The organism is Nostoc cf. commune SO-36 (genome assembly GCF_023734775.1).
In the GTDB taxonomy this organism is placed as follows: Bacteria; Cyanobacteriota; Cyanobacteriia; order Cyanobacteriales; family Nostocaceae; genus Nostoc; species Nostoc commune_A.
This window is the reverse complement of the sequence record NZ_AP025733.1, coordinates 132,867-154,506: the sequence shown is the minus strand read 5'-3', so window position 1 is coordinate 154,506 and position 21,640 is coordinate 132,867. Positions and strand designations below refer to the sequence as shown.

General features: G+C 42.9%; 22 protein-coding genes and 3 pseudogenes. 13 read left to right on the top strand and 12 right to left on the bottom strand.

The window, feature by feature from the left end:
• Positions 1 to 436 precede the first annotated feature (436 nt).
• Both ANSO36C_RS31415 and ANSO36C_RS31410 read left to right on the top strand, forming a co-directional pair.
• Entirely contained in the window at positions 437 to 700 is a 264-nt protein-coding gene (locus tag ANSO36C_RS31415) for a hypothetical protein (RefSeq protein ID WP_251960520.1), read from the top strand.
• The gene (locus tag ANSO36C_RS31410; protein ID WP_323374626.1) at positions 658 to 1,071 is read left to right on the top strand and encodes a hypothetical protein; all 414 of its coding nucleotides are present in this window, start codon (positions 658 to 660) and stop codon (positions 1,069 to 1,071) included. Before ANSO36C_RS31415 ends, ANSO36C_RS31410 begins: the two co-directional genes overlap by 43 nt.
• Positions 1,072 to 1,086: 15 nt before the next feature.
• Here the strand turns inward: ANSO36C_RS31410 and ANSO36C_RS31405 are convergent, their stop codons facing one another.
• Together ANSO36C_RS31405 and ANSO36C_RS31400 are read right to left on the bottom strand one after the other, a co-directional pair.
• Positions 1,087 to 1,419, bottom strand: coding sequence for a hypothetical protein (locus ANSO36C_RS31405; protein WP_251960519.1), 333 nt, complete (start codon positions 1,417 to 1,419; stop codon positions 1,087 to 1,089).
• A gap of 174 nt (positions 1,420 to 1,593) precedes the next feature.
• A pseudogene (locus ANSO36C_RS31400) lies at positions 1,594 to 1,758 on the bottom strand (HU family DNA-binding protein); the annotation flags it as partial.
• A 52-nt stretch (positions 1,759 to 1,810) separates the two neighbouring features.
• Between ANSO36C_RS31400 and ANSO36C_RS31395 the strand changes: the two are divergent.
• Entirely contained in the window at positions 1,811 to 2,320 is a 510-nt protein-coding gene (locus ANSO36C_RS31395) for a thiol-disulfide oxidoreductase DCC family protein (RefSeq protein WP_190937919.1), read from the top strand.
• A gap of 48 nt (positions 2,321 to 2,368) precedes the next feature.
• Positions 2,369 to 2,536: a hypothetical protein gene (locus ANSO36C_RS31390; RefSeq protein ID WP_251960518.1), complete on the top strand. Its 168-nt coding sequence runs from the start codon at positions 2,369 to 2,371 to the stop codon at positions 2,534 to 2,536.
• 59 nt (positions 2,537 to 2,595) lie between these two features.
• Here the strand turns inward: ANSO36C_RS31390 and ANSO36C_RS31385 are convergent, their stop codons facing one another.
• The 4 genes from ANSO36C_RS31385 to ANSO36C_RS31370 form a co-directional block, all read right to left on the bottom strand.
• Complete coding sequence (locus ANSO36C_RS31385) at positions 2,596 to 3,642, bottom strand: mevalonate kinase family protein (protein WP_251960517.1); 1,047 nt, start codon at positions 3,640 to 3,642, stop codon at positions 2,596 to 2,598.
• Between the two features lie 562 nt (positions 3,643 to 4,204).
• Complete coding sequence (gene infC, locus ANSO36C_RS31380) at positions 4,205 to 4,555, bottom strand: translation initiation factor IF-3 (RefSeq protein ID WP_251960516.1); 351 nt, start codon at positions 4,553 to 4,555, stop codon at positions 4,205 to 4,207.
• Positions 4,548 to 5,602 (bottom strand): IS630 family transposase gene (locus ANSO36C_RS31375; protein WP_251955754.1). Its coding sequence is split into 2 segments (ribosomal slippage): positions 4,548 to 5,207 and positions 5,210 to 5,602, totalling 1,053 coding nucleotides; the frame shifts between segments, so codons are not numbered across the junction. Before ANSO36C_RS31375 ends, infC begins: the two co-directional genes overlap by 8 nt.
• A gap of 76 nt (positions 5,603 to 5,678) precedes the next feature.
• A complete protein-coding gene (locus tag ANSO36C_RS31370) occupies positions 5,679 to 5,834 on the bottom strand; it encodes a hypothetical protein (protein WP_267145381.1) in 156 nt (51 codons plus the stop codon).
• 309 nt (positions 5,835 to 6,143) lie between these two features.
• Here ANSO36C_RS31370 and ANSO36C_RS31365 point away from each other — a divergent pair, with 309 nt between their 5' ends.
• Positions 6,144 to 6,332, top strand: a complete 189-nt coding sequence (locus ANSO36C_RS31365) for a hypothetical protein (RefSeq protein ID WP_251960514.1) — start codon at positions 6,144 to 6,146, stop codon at positions 6,330 to 6,332.
• Positions 6,333 to 6,504: 172 nt separating this feature from the next.
• Entirely contained in the window at positions 6,505 to 7,011 is a 507-nt protein-coding gene (locus ANSO36C_RS31360) for a hypothetical protein (RefSeq protein WP_251960513.1), read from the top strand.
• Between the two features lie 45 nt (positions 7,012 to 7,056).
• On the opposite strand, the pseudogene ANSO36C_RS31355 reads toward ANSO36C_RS31360, so the two are convergent.
• The 3 genes and pseudogenes from ANSO36C_RS31355 to ANSO36C_RS31345 form a co-directional block, all read right to left on the bottom strand.
• A pseudogene (locus tag ANSO36C_RS31355) lies at positions 7,057 to 8,252 on the bottom strand (family 10 glycosylhydrolase).
• Positions 8,253 to 9,047: 795 nt separating this feature from the next.
• Positions 9,048 to 11,630, bottom strand: a complete 2,583-nt coding sequence (locus ANSO36C_RS31350; protein ID WP_251960512.1) for a polynucleotide kinase-phosphatase — start codon at positions 11,628 to 11,630, stop codon at positions 9,048 to 9,050.
• A 62-nt stretch (positions 11,631 to 11,692) separates the two neighbouring features.
• Positions 11,693 to 13,081: a 3' terminal RNA ribose 2'-O-methyltransferase Hen1 gene (locus ANSO36C_RS31345; protein WP_251960511.1), complete on the bottom strand. Its 1,389-nt coding sequence runs from the start codon at positions 13,079 to 13,081 to the stop codon at positions 11,693 to 11,695.
• A 433-nt stretch (positions 13,082 to 13,514) separates the two neighbouring features.
• Here ANSO36C_RS31345 and ANSO36C_RS31340 point away from each other — a divergent pair, with 433 nt between their 5' ends.
• A complete protein-coding gene (locus tag ANSO36C_RS31340; RefSeq protein ID WP_251960510.1) occupies positions 13,515 to 13,991 on the top strand; it encodes an allene oxide cyclase barrel-like domain-containing protein in 477 nt (158 codons plus the stop codon).
• A 15-nt stretch (positions 13,992 to 14,006) separates the two neighbouring features.
• On the opposite strand, the gene ANSO36C_RS31335 is transcribed toward ANSO36C_RS31340, so the two are convergent.
• Positions 14,007 to 14,402, bottom strand: a complete 396-nt coding sequence (locus ANSO36C_RS31335; protein WP_251960509.1) for a hypothetical protein — start codon at positions 14,400 to 14,402, stop codon at positions 14,007 to 14,009.
• Between the two features lie 358 nt (positions 14,403 to 14,760).
• Here ANSO36C_RS31335 and ANSO36C_RS31330 point away from each other — a divergent pair.
• Positions 14,761 to 16,353, top strand: a pseudogene (locus ANSO36C_RS31330) (alkaline phosphatase D family protein).
• Positions 16,354 to 17,381: 1,028 nt separating this feature from the next.
• Here ANSO36C_RS31330 and ANSO36C_RS31325 read toward each other — a convergent pair.
• Together ANSO36C_RS31325 and ANSO36C_RS31320 are read right to left on the bottom strand one after the other, a co-directional pair.
• Positions 17,382 to 18,347: a hypothetical protein gene (locus ANSO36C_RS31325; protein ID WP_251960508.1), complete on the bottom strand. Its 966-nt coding sequence runs from the start codon at positions 18,345 to 18,347 to the stop codon at positions 17,382 to 17,384.
• A 109-nt stretch (positions 18,348 to 18,456) separates the two neighbouring features.
• Entirely contained in the window at positions 18,457 to 18,702 is a 246-nt protein-coding gene (locus ANSO36C_RS31320; protein WP_179076365.1) for a helix-turn-helix domain-containing protein, read from the bottom strand.
• A 183-nt stretch (positions 18,703 to 18,885) separates the two neighbouring features.
• Between ANSO36C_RS31320 and ANSO36C_RS31315 the strand changes: the two genes are divergently transcribed.
• The 5 genes from ANSO36C_RS31315 (at position 18,886) to ANSO36C_RS31295 (ending at position 21,612) form a co-directional block, all read left to right on the top strand.
• A complete protein-coding gene (locus tag ANSO36C_RS31315; protein WP_251960748.1) occupies positions 18,886 to 19,686 on the top strand; it encodes a hypothetical protein in 801 nt (266 codons plus the stop codon).
• Positions 19,687 to 19,849: 163 nt separating this feature from the next.
• On the top strand, positions 19,850 to 20,176 hold the full coding sequence (locus ANSO36C_RS31310) for a hypothetical protein (RefSeq protein WP_251960747.1): 327 nt from the start codon (positions 19,850 to 19,852) through the stop codon (positions 20,174 to 20,176).
• Positions 20,169 to 20,372, top strand: a complete 204-nt coding sequence (locus tag ANSO36C_RS31305; protein WP_251960746.1) for a hypothetical protein — start codon at positions 20,169 to 20,171, stop codon at positions 20,370 to 20,372. Before ANSO36C_RS31310 ends, ANSO36C_RS31305 begins: the two co-directional genes overlap by 8 nt.
• Before the next feature lie 27 nt (positions 20,373 to 20,399).
• Positions 20,400 to 20,780, top strand: coding sequence for a hypothetical protein (locus ANSO36C_RS31300; RefSeq protein WP_251960745.1), 381 nt, complete (start codon positions 20,400 to 20,402; stop codon positions 20,778 to 20,780).
• Positions 20,770 to 21,612 carry a hypothetical protein gene (locus ANSO36C_RS31295; protein ID WP_251960744.1) on the top strand — a complete coding sequence of 281 codons (843 nt, stop codon included), beginning with the start codon at positions 20,770 to 20,772 and terminating at the stop codon, positions 21,610 to 21,612. The genes ANSO36C_RS31300 and ANSO36C_RS31295 overlap by 11 nt, the downstream gene beginning before the upstream one ends.
• Positions 21,613 to 21,640: the final 28 nt, after the last annotated feature.

Below are 21,640 nucleotides of genomic sequence, written 5' to 3'. Positions count from 1 at the left end.
CTAGCTTTAGGATATGCACGTCTCTTTCAACAAGTAAGTATAAAAGAAAAATAAGTCAAAAATACCTATAAAAAAATCAATTGCTATAGCCTATTAGAAGATATCTACTAAATTAGTTAAGCTTATACTATATTTTTAGACAGGCTATATGAACTGATTTTAATTATCTAAAGAATTATAGGCAAGATTCAGTTTGCTGACTGACTCTTATAATAAGCGTTGTTCATTAGCATTTCTTGGTAACACCAGTTGGTGTTCAATACCTATTGAGCTAATGATACACGGAAGTCCAAAAACAATTTTACTGCCAAGTTAACTAAGGAAAAGAATTGTGCTTTCTTAATATTGTGACAACAGAGTTAGCAACATGAAGCCATTGTGGAGAACTGCCATAATCTTAACTGCGTAGTTTACCGCCGCAGGCATCGCTGGAGCTATGATCACCGCTATCTTGATTTTTCAAAGGACTAACCAGCCATCTATCGCTCTTACCGAAGAATGGACAGCTACCCAAGTGGCAGATGAGGACAGCATCACAGTTCGTCAAACCGATGGTAGCCAAATGTCAGTTGAGCTTTGTGGTATCGATGCCCCTGTTCTAGTTCAGGGTAAAGCCCCAGGACAGCCATTGGCTAATGAAGCAATGCACCTCACAAAATGGGAACGATCGCTGTTTTGTGGCAGTACACTGGTACTATGAAGATTCCCGACTGCGTAGGCGTAGCCCGCCTTCGACATCGCTGTCTCTTTAATCGCCACAATCCTCACATAGTCTGTGTCCTTCACCCAGCAGGGCCACAGGGGGATAGTTGTTTGGACTTTCGACTTGACCCCAACGCCGAACCAGCAGAACTATGGGAACTGGAAGAGGCCAGTTATTACAACTATTACAACGGTGAATTAATACTGCAACCACAACAGAGGTGGACGCGACAGCAAAAGCTGGAGTTACTTGATTGGCATCCAATGTTTACTGGCAAGTGCCCCCAGTGCGGTGCATCCTTTGACCGAGACTACACCTCAAGAGTGCATTGGGATTGTGAATGCGGCTTTCTAGATGATTCAATTTAGAGCGTTCGCTCTTTCTTACTTCCTTGCGCTTAATGCCTGTTGACTCAATTGCATCACAACATCTTGGGGCAATGGGTCTATGACAGCATCAGTCGGCAGAGATTTAATAAAAGCTGTTACCTCTTCCCCAGTTTTGTATTTCCCTTCACTCCAAGCCGAAGCCATCTGTTTAGCCACTCTACCAGCATCCTCTCGCTGATTATGGGCAGTAATGCACTGTATATCATGACCAGTAAATGATATCCAAGTCTGCCAAAGTTTAGTAACTGGGTGCTGCACAATACCTGTAGTCAGTTCATTGTCCTCAAGTACCGATTTTTTCTGACGGCGACCAAATCCTTTAAACATGGCAATATTGAGTAAACGCTATTTTAAAATACCCAAAATGCAAAGCGCGATCGCGCTTGTGTAATATCTGCAACTCAACACTTCCGTTTCCCCTAACATTGCCATATCCTGTGTTGAGAACAGCGATTGCTACAGCTTTGCGGTGATTGAATTGCTAGTGGTAAAGCAATTGATCTATGGCGCTACTTTTTCTTTAAACTGTTTCCCAGCAGAAAACGCAGGCACAATGGTTGCTGGAATAGTCATTGGCTCATTGGTTTTCGGATTACGCCCTTCACGCTAGTAGCGATGCCTACGGCGGCAAGCTACGCGTTGCTCGAATGGGCCAAACCCTATAATTCCAGAGGCGTTACGCTTGATGTAAGGAAATAAACCTAGTTAAGATCCCAAAATGTCCTCACCACAAATCCAATCCCACGGTTGTAACAACTCTTTAGACCAGCCTTTATCCACTCTGCCGTCGTGGAAAATCAAACTGCTGTATGACGGACAATGTCCCTTGTGTCTGCGTGAGGTTAACTTTTTGAAAAAGCGGGACGCGGGTCGAGGGCTGGTGGCGTTTGTAGATATTGCAGCTGATGACTACAATCCCCAAGCAGATGGCGGTGTTGACTATGAAACTGCAATGGGGCGTATTCATGCTGTGTTGCCAGACGGAACGCTAGTTAAAAATGTTGAAGTTTTCCATCGCATTTACGAAATTCTGGGGATGGGTTGGGTCTATGCTGCAACTTCCTTACCAGTTATCGGTGCTATTGCCGACTTCCTATATGGAATTTGGGCTGATTGGCGACTTTTTCTAACAGGACGACCAGATTTAGCGACTATTGTACGAGAGCGTTCTTCTCGACTTGCTTGCAAGACCCAAAGCCGTTGTCGCCTAATGGATGAAGATGACTAAGCCCAGTTTCACAATAAACGATGTCTTACTGCACACTTAATTGAAATTGTGACTCGTGAAGGAGCAAAAACAGTGGAAGCTTTACTACAAAAAACTTGTGTTCTTTATAGTGGTGATTTGCCGTCAGTAACTGAGACTGAAATTACTGAACTTCAGCCTCAGATACGTAATTGGAAGATGATTGAGGAGAATGGTGAGTCATCCTCCACTCATTGAGGTATTAAAGAAACTCAACTTTCGTCCCTGAGCATAACTTGCTCCCATCATGGGAGTTGTTAGCTTGAGATAGTTAACTGTAACGCTTGCATTTGAGGAAAATCACGCTTAATAATTTCGATAGTTTTTCTTTGACTCTCTTGATTTTTAACTATCAGTTGTGCAGTGCCATCCCCCTGAGAACCTACGCCTTTTCCTCCAAAGATATAAGGCTTAAGTGGCTCATGAGCGAGAAGCAGATGTAGATTTTTTGCAGTTAATTGATCGGGACAAGCCGGAACTACGTATCGGTCAAATTCCGCTTGGGCTTTTGTCATTAAAGCTCCAAGAAGTTGGGCATCTCCGAGTTGTATTGCTTCAACTGCTGCCTGGGTAATTTCAGAGCTAATAGAACCAAAATATTTTTGGACATTTTGCTCTATTGAATTAGTAGCGAAAGGATAACACTGATTCAATCGTCTTAGTATTTCTTGTGTGTTTTTGCTCCCGCCGAGATCGACAATCACAAAAAACAAATCCTCACTCACTTTCAATTCGAGTAAGTCGATTTTTTCACCATCAAATATCATCAATATTGGGCGATTTCCATAAGCACAAGCCTGATCCATACGACCACAAAGGCTAGGAGTGGTTCTTTCTCCCAGATAGGCAAACTCCATTTCTGAACGAATTGTCATCTTCAAGCCATACAGACGATTAAAAGCCCTCGCAATCAGAACGCAAAAGGCAGCACTCGAAGATAATCCCTTTTGGATGGGTAAGTCGGTTAGATAATTATCAACCTCAAGTCCGCCAACATCATAGTGAGTCAGAATTTGATATGCTGTACCAGCAGCATAACTAAAAAAACCACCCTTTGCCGCTATGCATTTCAGGGTATTAGATTCCATAGGTAATCTCAACGGTTCATAACTCCTGCCATCATTGAGAGAAGCACGAATAATTAATTCAGTAGAATTAGGCAAGACATTGGCATAAATTCCTTGATTAGTACCAACAATTAAGGTGTAGCCCTTTTCGAGAAGAGGATTAACACTGCGATATTCTCCTGCCCAGTCAGTGTGTTCTCCAAACAAACAAAGACGGCCTGGAACAAAAATTCTCATTTGAAGTTTCCTGTTCTTAATCGAGGTATATTATCCTGATTAACTTGAATAAACAACACGTTACTCATCACTCCAATAGCCCACATCAGCAGGGCTTTTGGCAATAAGAGAGGGAATCGATTGGGGAGATGATAGACTATGCTCTGCTTGAGCGATGTCTACGACGGGCTGTCCGGTGTCGCTTGATTAAATGCCTTTGCGGAACATGATAGCCATCCCACAATGAAGACTTAGCCAATAGCCAAAAATAGCGTAAAAAAGAAAGTTATAAGAGGTCAATGCTTTCACTATTTGGAGCGGCTCAACAAGAACGTCCAATGAGCCATCAAAGAGACTCACGTAAGCGTTCCAAGCTCGAACATTAAAGCCGAACCTGCGTGTATCGCCATATCTGCGCTCGTATAAATCTACAAGCTCCCATCTCTGACTAGTGCCTAATCCCTGAATTATCTCACTTTTGAACAGATTTTGAACATAGCAATCGCGGCTGGTGTGTACATTCCACAAGTTAATTTTATAATTGAAATAAGTGCCAAATATCAAGCCATGCTTAAAAAGTAATTTAGGCAGGAATGATTAAAGCAATTAGTGAACGCTTATCAAGTGATTGAACTTTTCCTACAGAGTTGAGATCAGTCACAACCCGATCTAATAGTTCTCCAGCTTGCTCACGATATTGATGTTCCCGACCTCGTAAACGAACAGCAAACTTCACCGAATCACCTTTACTCAACCACCCAACTGCTTGTTCAATGCGTAACTTATAATCAGCTACACCTATATTTAAACCAAACCGAACTTCTTTTACTACTGGTCTAGCACTTTGTGCCTGACGCTTTTTCTTTTGATACTGAAGCTTGCCATAAGTAAGTCGGCGGGAAAATTTATAAGTATGTAACGAAAGTTTAACCAAAGGAGTTAAAGTTAAATTTAACACGTTGTGTACTGTAGTTTCCTTTTTCCCCTCTAGCTTGGACACCATCAATTACGGCATAAGCAAGTTCTAGCTCGTCATCAAACATTTTTCCTGCTAGTTCATCTTTTTTCAGGTGTTGCCATTCCAATTCAATTGGGTTCATTTCCGAACAATATTTCGGCAAAAAGAAAATGTACAAACCCATCTGTTCCCACTTTGACCATAATTGCTGCACTTGTTTACATCGATGTATTGGACCGTTGTCCTGTACTATGACTCTGATGCGCCCTATCTTTTGGGCATCAAGGGCTTCAAGCTCCATCATCTGGATATAAGATTTTCTGTCAACACCTCCAATCACCAGACCGTAAATAAAACTGATTATTGGCTGAAGAAACCCAATAATGCTTAATCTACGACCACGACGCTTGCTTTGTTCTAAACGTTTTTGCTCACCTCGTTGGTAATAAGTGTAACTAGGCTCGCTCCATGCACAAAACCCGGATTCGTCCAAATACTTTAGGTCTATTTCTCCAGCAGCAGCAGCTAATTCCAGCATATCTAAGTCCGCTTGCTTTTTTTCCCGTATTACAGGGTCTTGTTTTCCTTTATGACTCTTTCTGGTTCTTTTCCAAATGACCCCCTTTTTTTGAGTACCCGTCTTAATCTGTCGGGACTCAATTTAACTTGGCGATCGCTAGATAGTTTTTGAGCTAGTTGATGACTGTTGTATGTACGAGGTTCTTTTTTGAGGCATTCTTCCAAAAAAACTATGTCTTCTTCTGAGTACTTGGTTTTTCCTCCTCTACCTGGTAATTCCCAAAGCCCTTCTAGACCTAGTTTCTGCCATTTATGTAAGATTTCTCTTACTGTTTGTGGAGTCCAATTAAAATGAGCAGCTATTTTTTCTACGTACCAACCATGTGCATTCAGCCTGATTACCTCTGCTCGGTCTTTCACTTTCTGCGGTGCATCCGTAGTTCTTAGATTTAATAGAGTTTTATCCTGCTCACGAGTCAAAAATACCCTTAAACGAGCGCCCATGTCTTAGCCACCTCGGTAGATACATTCTACGTATTTACTTATCTTTACATACTTTGGTTTTTTCACGCCGACTTACTTAATTCAGAATCTTTGCAACTGGAGCCTCTTTTCCTTCAGACACTAATACTAGGTCTAACTCTAGGCTTTCGGCTAGCTGTAATGCTTCATTGGTATCAGTTAAACCGCGATTATTATTCTCATGGTCAATCAAGAAAACTTGGGGTGACTTGATTTGCGAGTTGATTAGTTGTTTTGGAATTGCGATAACGTTTGACTCCCATGTATTACAAATCTATAGAGTGTTAGCAATGCCGACTATTAATATAACAGCCTTATTGTATAAATTTATCGTAACCTAATCCTTTGATCCTCTTTTTTACAGAACCTGCATAATATGAGCGCTTCTATTAGGAATTTTCTGTATACTTTGGCATTGATTCATCCTATTGTCACCTTTTAAGAGGAACTTGTGTGAAGCTGTAAAAGAATGAAGAATTAAACTTTCTTCTACTAATGAGTTCTAACTTACGTAATTGTAAATATGCCTTCAATTTCCTACAACCGCACCGATAGCCAGCAACCACAAAGCATTACTATTCAAGGTTATGTTGTCCGTCCTGGGTTACACATTCTCACTTACGAGCAACTCAAGTTGCTACGGGAGCATACACAGCATCATTCTCAGCTTGAACATTTAGTTAACCAAGGTGTGATTAAGTCGACTGGTTAATAGTCGCCAGCACAAAAATTCTAACTCGCTACATCTAATTCTACAGTTGCTGGCTGTGTTCTGACTTTACAGCACCCAGTTCCTCAATAAAAGCGTCAATTGCCTTGGCTGCTGACTACTTGCCTGTTTTCAACTTATCAAGAATTTTTCTAACCTTTTTGCTTCGCCTAATGTGAGTAAAATTGTTATTGGTTTAAACTTGTCTAACGTCAACTCTTTTGCAGAGGTAATACAGATGTGGAAATGTTGCAAGTGCCATGAGCAGAATGAAGAGACTTTCTCTTTCTGCTGGAGTTGTGGTACCTCAAACGATGGAATCGAGGACAAGTCATTCCAAGGAGTTGACGAAATTGCTCCTTCTAGCATTAAAGGTCAGCCAGTCTTAGTCACATCAATAGGGCTAGCCGAGTATCCAGATCAACAAGAAATTGAACTTTTGGCGTGTGTTAAATGTGGTTCTGAAAATATAATTCCAAACGTTCGTATCGTTACCCACACAGAAGAGTTTAAAAAGGATCTGCAAGTAGAAATTTACGAAAATCCAAAAGCGCTCATATTTAAAGGAACTCACACTGGGACATTAACAGCATATATTTGTGGTCAGTGCGGTTATACAGAGATGTATATCAGCAATCCACAATACTTGCTCAATCAGTACAGAAAGAATAAGAAAAATTAATTAGCGATGTTTACTTAAGGGGCTGCGCCTACGGGTTCTTACTCTTCAAAGCGAGTTTTTCAAGCTAGAAGCTGTTTTTTCTGGGTTTCCCGAAAACGGAAAAACTAAGATACTTTTAATTTTTGGGTTATCAACTAATTCTTTTAAACGTCCAAGCTGCCGATCTGTAATTGCAACTCCAGCATATTTTTGAGCGTAATTTAATTCTTCAACAAAATTGCTATCATTATAAGCTTGAATAAATACACGATCTACACCCCATTTTTCCCAGTCAGCCGCAAAATATTTTTTAGCCCAATATGGGTTATGATGGCAAATATCAAAACTCACCGATTTATTAGCTTTTTTCATAGAAGTTACCATCTGTTGCACAAATCGGGTTAAATTTTCAGTCCGGTCAAATTTCCCAGGTAATCCAGCATAATAACCTAAATAATCATCCCATTGAACTGCATCAATATTGGGATATTTCTTGACAAACTCTACTAATATATTTTTAAAAAGATTAGCAACTTCAGGAATTTCCACATCCAGTACATAATGATCAATTCCAGAGTAGGTTTTATCCACTCCTGGAACAATCCATTTCCGATTAATAGCTAAATCAAAATCGGGCTATTCTTATCTATTTTAATTCCCTTCTCGAAGTAAGCATGAACTTGCATCCCTTGCTTATGTGCTTCATCTATTAACCAATTTAACCATTGGTCTTGAAACTGGTTTGGACAACTTTTATACCCAAAGCTTTGCTGCATAACTTCACTATTATACATCGTACAACCATTGCCCCAAACTCCGTGAATAATTGTATTAATTCCTTGAGAGCGATAGTAACGAACTCTTTCACGAATCGTTTGTTCGTCAGCATTATTGGTAACTTGATAGCGAGTTAAATAAATTCCTCTCATTACTTTCTTTTCCCAAGGCGTTTGAGGCAATTGGATTTTTTCTTTTAGGATTACTTTTGGGAAAATTTTATTATTGTTAGAAGATGATGTTGAAGTAATTTTTACAGGAACTGACGGAGCTATAGAAGCAGTTGGAGTAATAGTTGGAGAATTAGTTATAGTGGGGTTAAAAATATGTATATTTATCTTCTTACTATTATCTAAAAACTTGCTTATTTCTAAATATCCTCTCTGACTAAACCACCAATAACCACCTCCTAAGATAATTAGGATTATAGAGATCGGAATATTTGAGCATCCACATCCGCTTGGCTCTTTCTTTTGACTCGGCATCTAAAACTCCAATTTAGTTTTTGACAATATACCCCTGACTGTCTTATCGGTATATAAGAATAGATTTGACCCGCATTTCTCACAAGGTGAGGGGCAGAGGGGAAAGAACTTGGTATTTGAACTCTCACCTGCTCCCCTGCTCACCTGCACAAGGCTTAATCGAGATGTGGTGAGAAATCCGGGTTGAAAGCTTGAATCCTAGCAAAATCGTTAATCGATAAGCTTAAATATACTGATTAGACAGCCAGGGAGTGCAGTTTTGGACATTAAGCAGCCAGCCGTTTGGCAGGGTAATCCTGAGACTACTGAGCATTGGTGTTTAGCTCACTATTTACTGGATGGCCACCATAAAATGTATGCCGCAGCGCAGACCAATAAGCCATGATATTCCAATTACTGAGGATTGCCGATAGCGCCTTCAACTGTCCCCTTGAGAGCTTTTCAAGCTGACTTTAGGTAAATTTTGACAGTTTCAGGTTTCATTTGTAAGTCTTAGGCGATCGCCTACGGCGGGTCGTAGGCGATCGCATCTATTAGGAATGGCACTAAGAAAACGTGAAACCTCGCTAGGGCAGGGTGTTGGGGGTAGGGTGTTGGGTGTAGTGTTTTAGACAATTAAACTTTAGTTGCATCAAGGAATTCAACATCTTCTTGATTCCCCAATACCTGCAACCCTACACCCCACACCCAAAAACCAGTTATATCAAGGGTTTGCGCTTAACTTAGTGCCATTCCATCTATTAGTTCCTGCCTAATCACCATACTTTATATTCAGCAATGCCTCATAATCAAAAACTAAAGTCGCGGATCAACAGATTGGCTCTCTAGCGCCAAAATCCCGAAAACACATTCATGCACGCGACGCAGAGGAGTATGAGAGACAAATCGCTCCAATGCTTCAACGCCTAGAGCAAACTCCCGCATTGCTAGAGAACGCTTGAGAGATAACCCACGTTGCCGTAGACGTTGCAAATTCTCCGGCACTGAGTATTCCACACCGTAGATAATTCGCAGATATTCTTGTCCGCGACACTTCACCGCAGGCTGCACAATGCCGCGATTACCTTGGACTACGAATTGCATTGGCTTGACAACCATACCTTCACCACCCGCAGCAGTCAGTTCTTCCCACCAATGAATACCCTCCGCCTGGCTACTGGGGTCAGTCAAATCTATCACTTTATAGGCAGTTGCGAGAAGTAAGGCGGGGTCTAGTTGGCAGATTTTGGCGATTTGCTCCATGTGCCAGCGATGGTCTTTGTCGATGTGAGCGGCTCCCTCTGTTGCCAGGATGTGGAAAGGTGCGAGCTTTAGATCAGAAATATCGGTAACAGACCAGCAGTAGCGACGGTAGGCGATGATGTACTGATGCGCCATTTCTGCACGTTGCTGGTAATGACTGAGTTGGTTGCTGATTTCGACGTTGCGATCGCTTGCTTGTTGCAATAAGTTAACAGCATCATTAAGAGCAAGGCTTGATGCCACTCCCACAGGTGCATACTGTTCACGCAGTAGTCCCTGTGCTTTGGCTGACCAAGGCATTAATTCACAGTCTAGACACACCCAATCAGTATTAAACTCCTCCCAAAAGCCGCTTTGGGAAAGGGCAGCATTTACCCGCGCCAATAGTTCCGCCTCCAATGCTGGATTATCAAAGAAGCGTCTTCCTGTGCGGGTGTAGCAGATACCGATACTTTCATCCACCACGCCAAACCGTTTCTCGGCAGCTACTAAATCCCGACAAATAACTACTACCGCCCGTGAACCCATGTGTTTTTCTTCGCAAACTACTTCAGTGATTTCCCGTTGGTAGTAGGCAAAGGCTTGTGCTGGGTGTTCTAAATATCCCGGTATTGAAGATGTTTCCACAGGGGACATGGTGGGGGGTAAGTAAATCAGCCATTTCGGATTGGCAGCAAAACGGCTCATCACTTCTAGAGCTGCGATCGCATTTTCTTCCCGGATGGTAATGTTGGGCTTAAGTCGCGTGTTGATGAGGCGCTTACCCAATACGTCCTCAATGTGCAGGACATCATCAAGTTCCTGTTGAGATGTGCGGGTAACTGTATTTTGTAACAAAGGTTTCACAGGTTCGCAGTATACACGAGCAGCCGGAATGCTTACTAATTCTTTTTCTGGATAGCGGAGGGCAGTGAGTTTGCCGCCAAAGACGCAGCCTGTATCAATATCAATAGTGTTATTCAGCCATTCTGCTTCTGGTACAGGAGTATGCCCGTAAACTACCATCGCTTCACCCCGATATTCTCCCGCCCAGTTGTAGCGAACAGGTAAGCCAAACTCATCAATCTCGCCAGTGGATTCACCATACAGAGCAAACTCGCGCACCGCACCAGATCCCCGCCCCTGCATTTCTTGTTTCATACCTGCGTGAGCTACCACTAACCGTCCGTCATCTAGGAGGTAGTGACTTACTAAGGAATCCAGAAACTTTTGCAGTTCTTTGGTGAAGGGTTCGCGCACTTCATCGGATAACGCCTCAATCTCATGTAGGGTTTGCTCTAACCCATGATTGACTCGGACATTTTTACCTCGTAGTTTCCGCAATAGCTTGTTTTCATGATTACCAGGAACGCAGATAGCTGTACCTGCCATAACCATGTTTTGCACCAGCTTGACTGTATCTAAGATACGCGGGCCACGGTCTACTAAATCCCCCAAAAAAATAACTTTCCGTCCTTGGGGGTGGTAGTAAGTAGGAGTGTCCCAGAGGGGAGCAGGGGGAGCAGGGGGAGATGAAGAGATTTGGTAGCCTAATTGTTGGAGTAATGTTTCGAGTTCGTCGTAACAGCCATGAATGTCGCCAATGATATCAAAGGGGCCGTGTTCGTGTTTTAGGTTGTTCCAAAGGGGTTGGCGTTCGATTTCAACAGATTCAATTTCTGCTAAAGAGTTGAGAGTATAGACATAACGAAAACCTTCTTTTTCCAAACCACGTAGAGAACGTCGTAACATTTGGCTATGCCGCCGCACTACATGGGAGCCGAACTGACGATCGCTCCTCTGTTGGTTGCGTTCATGGCATAATTCTTCTGGTAAGTCGAGGACGATCGCGATCGCAAAGCAATGGTATTGTCGTGCCATTTGCAGCAGAGGTTTGCGATCTTCCATCTGCACGTTGGTAGCATCAATTACAGTCAGTTTAGCTGCTGCTAGCCGCTTGGCAGTGATGAAGTGCAACACCTCAAAGGCATCTTTGGTGGCGGACTGGCTATTTTCGCTATTAGAAACTAAGCCGCGACAAAAGTCTGAGGAAAGTACCTCGAAGGATTGAAAGTGCTTATGGGCAAAAGTTGATTTACCGGAACCAGAAGCTCCGATAAGGACAATTAGGGATAGTTCAGGAATAGTTATTTTCATAATTTTTTTAACCAACCGCTAAGGATGCCAAAGGCGCAAAGGAACAAATAAATAAAATGAAATTAGGAATTACGGCTAAACACTGCCATCTGTGTGGGTGAACCGACTTCTGCATCCTCTGTGCCTACAGGTTGAAATTCCACAGTATAGCTAAAGCGCTCTGCTACCCGATTTGCCCAGTTTTTAAACTCTGCGCGCGTCCATTCAAAGCGGTGGTCTTGGTGCCGTAGTTTCCCCGCAGGCAAGTTCTCAAATTTGACGTTGTACTCAATATTGGGCGTTGTCACCACCACGGTTTTGGGCTGGGTAAACTCAAACAAGACTCGCTCAAATGACCCCAGACGCGGTAAATCGAGATGCTCAATTACCTCAATCACCGTCGCCGCATCGTAGCCACTGAGCCGTTTATCTTGATAGGTGAGTGCGCTCTGTAATAATTGCAGACGTTCCCATTGATTGCGAGGGAGATGCAGACGGTCTAATCGTTCTTGAGCGACTTCTAGCGCCCTGTAGGAAACATCGACACCCGTAATTTGCTCGAAAAAACCATCTTTAAGCAGGAGTTTCAAGAGATTTCCCTGACCACAGCCTAAATCAATCACCCGCTTTGCAGCTCTTTGCTTTAAAGCAGCAATCACCGCATTCATTCTCTGCTGATTCAGACTAATGGGCTTTTCTACTGCTGCTTCTTCTTCTGCATGGCTTTCCTCAGCACTATCGGGATCGGGATTGTCTTCCTCTGCTAATTGGGCTAAAGCCAGACGAGTTAAGCGATGTTGTCGTTTTAGGTAGCGCTTGGTAATTTGTTCTCGCGCTGGATGTGCAGTTAACCAACCTTCGCCATGACGCAGTAATTTTTCGATTTCTTCATCGCCTACCCAGTAATGTTTATCGTCATCCAATACTGGAATCAAAACGTAGAGGTGACTTAATAAGTCGCTTAAGGGCAAAGTGTGCTGAAGTTCGACGCTAAAGTATTGACTCTGCCCCCATTCAGGGAATTCCTCATCTAAAATGTGACCTTGGGCACTCACACTGTAACCCAAAGGCTCAAACAGTTCCCGCAGAAAATTTTCACCCCCGCGACAGGGTAAGACAGAAAGTTTCGCTGTCAAAGGAATAGGAGTTTCTACTAGTTCTGGGAACTCTTTGCAGCGACCTGCTAAAGCTGTGCTAAATACTTGAGCGATCGCTACACTTAAAAATGAAGAAGCAACATAAGGGCGATCGTTTACATATTGTTCTAGCCTCGCACTACGTCCCCGCACCAATTTCACCGGGTCAACATCCAACAGCAACGCTACTGTGCATCGCTGGGTATTTGCTTCCGGGTAGAAGACGTGCGCCTGTCCAAAAGAAAGAGAAAAAGACTGACAACGGTCAGGGTGTTTATGTAACAGATAGCCTAACTCTGTTGCTGGAAAGTGTGTCGTTGCGATCGTTAGCAGCATGAAACCCAAAAATTACAAATTACGAACTTGTACTGACCGATTTGTGCCGAGCGGGGTCGAGGTAAGCCTAAGTATTACGAATTAAATAAATAGCGCTTTACAATACCTTTGCCAAAATAAGAGCCTAGATCAATTTCGGCAAAACTGGCAAAATTAAGCATACATAAGCGTTTTGATGGAAAGGTAGTTTTAAATCTGAAACCCTTATCCTGCCGTCAATACGAAAAAAAACCTTGTGGGAAACCTTAAAGGAATTTTTAGGACTGATTGTTTTTGCCAAGCATCAGAGAAATGGGAGTTAATGGTTAAAGCATCATCATCTCACCCTCGTAAATTGGCGAAGGTATTGAATTATTAAAACAATTTAATATCCGCCAAATCGTAACTCAAGTTTAATAATATTTATGTAGGAGAGCATAGGAGGAGTAAGGTAGTGGCTGCAACTATATATGATGCATTACTTGGTTACATTACCTCTTTCGAGCCGTTAGTTGGAGATATTACCTCTTTAAAATTAGAGGAAATAGTAACGAATAATTTCCAAAGGATTGATAGAGGACAACCAGGACTTAGTGCTGGGGATGTCCAGACGTTTGAAACGAAATTGATCGACCCTAATACAGATGAAATCGTGGCAACGAAAAACGCTACTGAACGATACGTACAGGGAGCAAACGGCGATATCATTTCGATAATTCAGGAAACGATTGAATTTGAGGATGGCAGTAAATTATACACACTTGGTACATTTAATCAGACTGAACGTCCTGATGTCCTAAATTTTGGAATTGTCAATGGCACTGGGACTTTTAAAGGAGCAAAGGGGATTGAGGAAATTACCTCAGTTTTACCATTTATACCTGGAGATAACCAAGTTGATAGTATCATTGATTTGACATTCATTAGCTAGAAAAGAAAGACTAAATTAAGTAAATTCGAATAGCACACTCATAAAGCTAGATACATTGACCATCCCCGATGGTGCAGTGACTAGTAAGGTAGCGACTAGTGAGTAGCGACTAGGGGTAGATATAGCATGGCTGACACTAGGGGCAACAACCGCGATGGCAACGAGAACACCGCAGGCATCGTACACCGCCCGTTTTGCAACAGCGACTTGTGAAAAATAAAACAGCAAAATTTTTCGCTCATTGCTACCGCTATTTAGTCGTACATCAATCAACTTTTGATGTACCCAAAAGCTTACTAGATAAGCATTTGAATACAGCGCCGGGTTTATTTGATGTATCTGTTTTGGGTATCCGATGTCTTGGAAGAAGCAGTATTTTGAACAGGAAAGCTCGTCTCGACTAATCCTCAACTTGGCATTTCTGTTCAATGAAACTCAAAAGCTCTTCTTCAAACTGGGTCAAATAGGAGCGCTTCAACTCTCCTAAACACTTCAAAACTGCCTCTGCTGGCGCTTCTAGCTTGCCACTGTCCCGCAACCTACTAATACGACACCGAATAGCCTGCCGCAGGCATCGCTCAAGGACTGCATCTGCTCACATTCTTCAGGCAAGTATTCGTAAGACTGATTGTGAATAAATTATTGCAATATTAATAACTTCTTAAGCCCTAATTAAACCCGATTTGGTAATTAATCTTGTTAATAACTAGATGGTTATTATTTAGGTTTTTTATTCCCTTTTATTGTAGAAATCTCAACAAGGACTTTTATGGAGCGTGTACATTTCCAGGGCTTGCTATCCACTACAGCAAAGCGGCGACGCTTTCTGCTCGGTGCCGGCACATTGACCGCAAGCGCTATTGCTAGTCTTTGGACTCATAAAGTTGTTGCACTGTCAAGATTCTCTGCTTATCCCTTCAGCCTGGGTGTTGCTTCTGGCGATCCTTTACCAGATAGTGTAGTGCTATGGACGCGGCTGGCTCCAGATCCCTTAAATGGTGGCGGTATGCCACAGGTGAATGTGCCAGTACGATGGCAAATTGCTTTGGATGAAAACATGAGACAAGTTGTGCTACGGGGCGTGACATTAGCAACTCCCGAATTAGCGCATTCTGTTCATGTGAATGTACGTGGTTTAGAGTCTAACCGTTGGTATTGGTATCAGTTTAAAGTGGGTAATGAAGAGAGTGCCATTGGTCGTACCCGTACTGCTCCAGCGATTGGCACTAGGTTGAATCAGCTCAACTTTGCCTTTGTTACTTGCCAAAAATGGGAGGATGGTTTCTATTCTGCTTATCGTCGCCTAGCTGAAGAAGATTTAGATTTGGTTTTTCACTTGGGTGATTATATTTACGAATACGGCATCCCTGCCACAGGTGGTGTACGCAACGTTTCTTTACCTGAAGAGTTTAGAAAAGAAACGAATACCCTTGAGCAATACCGCCTTCGATATGCTCTATATAAAACTGACCCGGATTTACAAAAAGCTCACGCCTTGTTTCCCTTTACAGTCACCTGGGACGACCACGAAGTTGAAAATGACTATACCGATGACATTTCGGAAAACAACGATCGCGGTCAAAAAGTTTCTCGAAAGGCGTGCTGCTGCTTATCAGGCTTATTATGAGCATCAGCCACTGCGGGAATTTTCCCTACCACAGGGGCCAGATATGCTGATTTACCGTCGGCTGACTTTTGGTAATCTGGCGGAGTTTAGCGTACTTGATAGCCGCCAGTACCGTAGCGACCAGCCATGCGGTGACGGTGAAACACCCCGTTGCCCAGCAGCACTAGATCCATTTAAAACCATGCTTGGTTCTCAGCAGGAGCGCTGGCTGCTGGATGGTCTTGATCGTTCTCAAGCACGTTGGAACATACTTGCTCAACAAGTGCTGATGGCAGAGCTAGATCATAAAATTGGGCCAGGCGAATCTTCTGGAACGACTCATGGGATGGGTATCCACTCGCACGTAATCGTGTTTTAAGCCACATCGCCAGCCGCCCGATTTCTAACCCAGTGGTGATTACTGGGGATTGGCATTCTACATTTGTCAATGACCTCAAGCTGGACTTTAAGGCTTTTAACTCTCCAACTGTGGCTACAGAGTTTGTGACTCCTTCGATTACTAGCAATGGTGATGCCAATGTCTACGGCCCCTACTACGGCCCGAAGATTCCAGAAAACCCACACATTAAGTTCTTTGATGGCGATCGCCGAGGCTACTTCCGAGTCAACCTTAACTATGAACGTTGGCAGGCTGACCTGCGTATTGTTACAACTGTAAGTCGTCCAGATGCCCCTGTATACACCTTTGCTTCCTTTGTTGTTGAGAATAGTCATCCAGGTGCCAAATTAGGCTAGTATTTAAGTTTTTGCGTATTCAAATATTTGAATACGCAAAAGCAAAAAAGTGTAATCCCATTCCATTACTCCCTGATGAAGTAACAGAGTATTCCCGTCGTACCCGCCCAACGTAGTCTCACGCCCCAGTTGAGGCAGGGAATATGATCACTTATAAAAAGAAAATTCAAAAGCTCTTCCTCAAACGCTGTCAAATACGGTCGCTTCAACTCCCGCAGGTACTTCAACATAGCACTTGGGGCATCTTGTGACTTGAAGAAGATTGTGGACAAGTTTTGGAAAGAGAAGTTGGACAAGTTGGAAGCTGAAATATCTATAACTTCGTTAAGGTATTAATCAAGCGATGCCTTCGGCGGCAAGCTACGCAAGTTTGGAAAAAGAAAATGGACATAATAACAGAAATGGAACAAGAACATGGAGGCAAATTCAGATAAATAGTACTCAAATGCCAACTTTTTCCTTAACTAGTAAATTTATCACAAACTTTGCGTAGCTTGCCGCCGAAGGCATCGCTTTCTGCCATAACCATCGCTATTACCAAAACCTTTATTTTGCATACAGGCATAGAGTTTGAGCCGTTTAGTTTTCCTTTATGCTATTTTTTGGATGTTTTTGGAACGTAAACTTGGACATCCCTTTTTGGAAGGTAAAGCTGGACAACGTGTCCAAAATCTTCTTCAAGTCACACATCTTCCAAGTTTTCGTTTTTCCGTAACCTACTGATGCGTAGGCGTAGCCCGCCGCAGGCATCGCTCTTAGAGAAATGCCAGTTATCTACATCCTCTGAGATTCTATTGAGTTTTGTTAATTTCTAGCCAGTTGTAGAGCCTTTACTGAACTCTGTTGAGCGCTGTATGAATCATGTAGAGGGGTTCTACAGCACTCAATTAAACAACTGGCATAGTTGGATGTTAAGAAGCGGGAAGTTTTATCTTTTCCCTCGTACAACTTCTTCACTGTCCCGTTGTGTTGCTAACCCTATTGAAACTGCAACCCGAAAACATTGAATGCCAAATTGCCAAAATTGTTTAGGGTGTTATATCTCTCCTATATTCAGACTCTAGTACATTCAACAATTTCTCTTCGACAGCTGTTAAATAAGCCCGATTCACCTTACCTAACAACTGCAACAGACTTTTGACTGTCTCCTCCAGCGAATCGGAATACACCCGACTAATGCGATCGCATATCTCCCGCATCTGCTCACACTCGGCAGATAAGTAATTGTAAGATTTGAGGTGCTTCAGCCCAACAGTGTACTCACCATCCCACATTCTCACAGTGCAACTAAACTCATTTACTGCGCTGACAATCCCCCAACACCCACCCTTGCCCCTCAGTTCCGGGTTGTCTTTGGCAAGGATTTGGCACACTTCGCCCAAGTGGTAAGTGTTCGGTACTTGGGTGCGTTCCATTATGCGTTGCACCACATCTTTCACGATTCTACCAGTGGGAACTTTCCCGCCAGCAACTTCTACCGCCCGTTGCCACACTTCTTGCTGTTCTTCGGGTTTGAGCTTTGTCATTGGTCGAACTTGCCCCTCGCTGGTAGGCAAGATTTGTCGCTGATCGGAGTAGACTGTCGCAGGATCATCTTCAATTTGATTTTGTGTCCAATTTGGACACATTTTGATTAAATTATCTACAACTCCAGCAGCTTCAATTAATCTGTAAGGATGACGACGCTCAAACCCAAACCTATCCTTGCAATACTCTTCAAACGTTGAATGCGTCGAACGGTAAAGTCGGCGATCGCGCAATTCTGCCAGTGCCTTACCTGCCTCAAAAAACGCTTTTTCTACACGGCGCTCTAAGTGAAGGCGATCGCGCTCCTCCGTTTCGGACAACTCCTCTACTTCAGCAGCAGTAACCGTAATCGTTGCTGTAGCAGGATTTTCTGGATCAAAGGTATCCTCAGCAGAACTAGCGGATGGCTCTGAGTCCCTGGATGTAACAGAGGTGGCTTTTTTGCGCTTAGGTGGTAGTTTATTCATGTTTCCACCTCTTTCAGTTCAGTGGCATTTACTCAAAGTGTGATAGTTAGTTGCGATAATCTCTCCCAAAGTACTCACCAACAAAACCTGTGGATTGACAGTAGCATGATTAAATATCACAATCTTCCTCCAGATTTACACCAAAGGAAACTCCCAAAACTTCTTCGATTTTGCGAAGGTTTTCAATTGAAAGCGCCCCTTTAAGAGTTTCCTTTTCGATGTCGTACCAGTAAGTGCGCGACAAACCAACTTCATCACATATTTGCTCTAGAGACTTACTCGAATCTAATCGAGCTTGCTTAATCCGCTCCCCTAGCCCCTCAATTTCAACTTCCTTGACTTGTCTTATTCGCATTTTTGCACTAATCACACTACCACCTCCTTAGAGTAAAGCGTTAACTATTAGTTTTACTATACACTACTAACTAACAGTTGACACACTGTAAACTAGTAGTGTACTATAAAGATGTAGAGAAAGCGCCCCCGACTACCAATCTAGAGCGCTTCTCTAATCCTAATTTCAAGGAGTTTAACAATCATGACATATCCGACTTATAGCCAACAACAGCTGCAACTAAAATCGATTGCCCGGCTCAAGCAAATCTACAGCGAAATCGCCTGCACAGTCGAAGTAAACGACAAACGCTGTAAAGATTCTTGGATTACTGCGATCGCTGATTACCAAGTCAGCAAGATTCAGAAACTCGCCCCTGCTGCCCCCGACAACCAAGCCCTCGCCCAAGCTGAACTCGACAACTATATCGCAGATCAAGCCCAAGCCATAGCTCCCGAACCCCTCACAATAGTCGAAATCTCGTTTGACCATCACGAATATTACGCTGGTAGTCAACTCATAGCCAGCATCAGCCACGACGATAACCTAACGCAGCCTTGGGTAGTCATGGTGGAGAGTGTAGAGAAATTCCGCGCTAACACTTGGGCTAGATGCCATCGCTTCATCCAATGGCATCACCAAGACAGCACACTTAACGAAACAGCCCCCACTCAACCAGAAACACCCTGCATCTCCGAAAACCGAATCATGGCGCATATTTTCAACGAGTGCCAGAATTACGGCTTTGAAATTCTTGACGATGGGATTTACCACAACGGTGTGAAGCTGGGTCAAGTTGGCTGCACTAATAGTAACTGGTGGGTGATTCTAGGTTCACAAGGTCAGCAGCAGTATTCTAACTCTGTGTTGGATGCTGTGCGTTCGCTGTTGATGGTAGATACATCGTTGGCTACTGAAGCATCTGACGAATACTTGCAATATCGCCCACTGAGGAACTACAGCAGATGCTATCTGCTGAAGCAACCGAATGTGAGCAATTGTTAGACCACCCAGTTGACGAATTGACCTCTAAGGACTGGGAACGGTTACGGGAATATGAGCCGCACTTGGAGTTAGTCACGGCGTAATCACACACAAGGGCGATCGCACTTTCATCTACGACGGGAGCGATCGCCCTAATCCATCCCTTCATTTACTTATCACAACAATGCAACCTACAATATCCATTCCCCAACACTGGGGCTACCCTCGCTTTGATTTAGAGCAGCGCACACAACAGGGCATAATCTTGGGGCTTTATTACTATCCCTCTGGTACAGAACTGGCTGAACAATTTGATGAGGGTTGGCGTTATGTGCTAATGCCTAATAAGAATTCTGACGAAATTTCATACTTGCAAGAGAATCAAATTCAGCCGCTTACCCCAGAAGAATTATTCTCACAGATACGCGCAGAGATTGAGTTTTATCAACAGCAAATAGCAATTCGGCAACAACAGTTAGCAGCCATCGCTGGAGGTGCAAGCAATGATTAAGACGGTTGACAACTATGTGGAACGTACTTCTGCTAGATTACTGCACTCTCTAAGTCGGAGTGGCGGTTCTGCTCCATTACATCGCATTCAGTTTTCGGAAACTATCATCCAATATCTACTCGATAAAAAACTAGTTCAAGTACAGAACACTGGATACGGCTTTTTACTAGAGATTGCTGAAGATTACTTCAGTTAATTGCACTTTATTCTGTTACTAAAGCTGATGAAATTTGAAATTAACCAAATCGTTGAAGTTGTTGATGGTCAGCCTGTTATTCTCTCTACTGAAATTAGAGTATTAACACCATCAGCTGATTTGTATTCCCTAGCTAGAGATTACATGGATGAATACGATGATTACGAATTTGTCCAGCGCAATCAATACTCCGGTTATAAAAGCCAACGCCGCAGATACAGCATAGTCCTCATGCCTCAACAAGACAGATTAATAATCTGTTCACAACTCCAAACAGACGTTGAAAGCAAATTGTTTCCTTACTTATGGGAGACAGCTATCACCAATTTTGAAGAGCTACACGACTTTTTTAAACACTGGCAAGGCAATAACAAAACACAACTTGCAGAGGTAAAACATGGTTACTGAAATCAAACTAGGTTTATGCAATCCTCCCGACCCCATTTATTTATATGTCAATCAGGGGGAAGTAGACGGAGAATCTTACATTTGGTACAAGTTCAATATCAGCCAGGATAAGAAAATTCCAGTTCCCCAAAGGGGGTTAACTGGGTATGTGTCAGAACTGCGATTGACAACTAAGGAATTCAAAGGCAAAGATAACTTGAAGCTGGATATTGTTATCAGTGCTGATGAACTTTACATCATAAGAACTGGTGTTGAAACCAACTTCGCTAAAAGCTTTCTTCTCGCTGCGTCATTAGTTCAAGATTTTGATAAGCCACTGATTATTGTTGCAAATGCTGGCGACGAAAACACGGTTTTCTGTAATCTTTACGATGCTGCAACCAAAACCAAGATTTACAGGGAATGGAGTAGAGATTTGGATTGGGCAACTCTCATCCGTGATATTCAATGTCTTTTAGGTGGAACTTCAAGCTCCGTTTCAGAACCACCACTGGCTCCGCCGAAACTTAGTGTAGTTCCTCAAGCATTACATCCTCAAGATTTGCGAGTTAAAAATATCCGTACTTTGCTTAATTATCCACTTGATTTGGTCAAAGAGTGGTTGGAATTTCAACACGTTGACCGTCCAAGTTTACTTGATATTAGTCAGATTAATGAACTAATCAAAAGTATGTGTTTGGCTTGGGCAGCAGACAAGTGTGAATATCCCAATGAAGCTGAATCTTTGTATCAAAAGCTAGTTATTGATGCGGTTGCTAGTGGTGCGGATGAATTAACAGCAATTAACGCATGGATGCAACAGGTGCAAGCAGCAAAGACTGGAGCAGTGTAAATCAGCATACAGGATTCAGAATTATTCT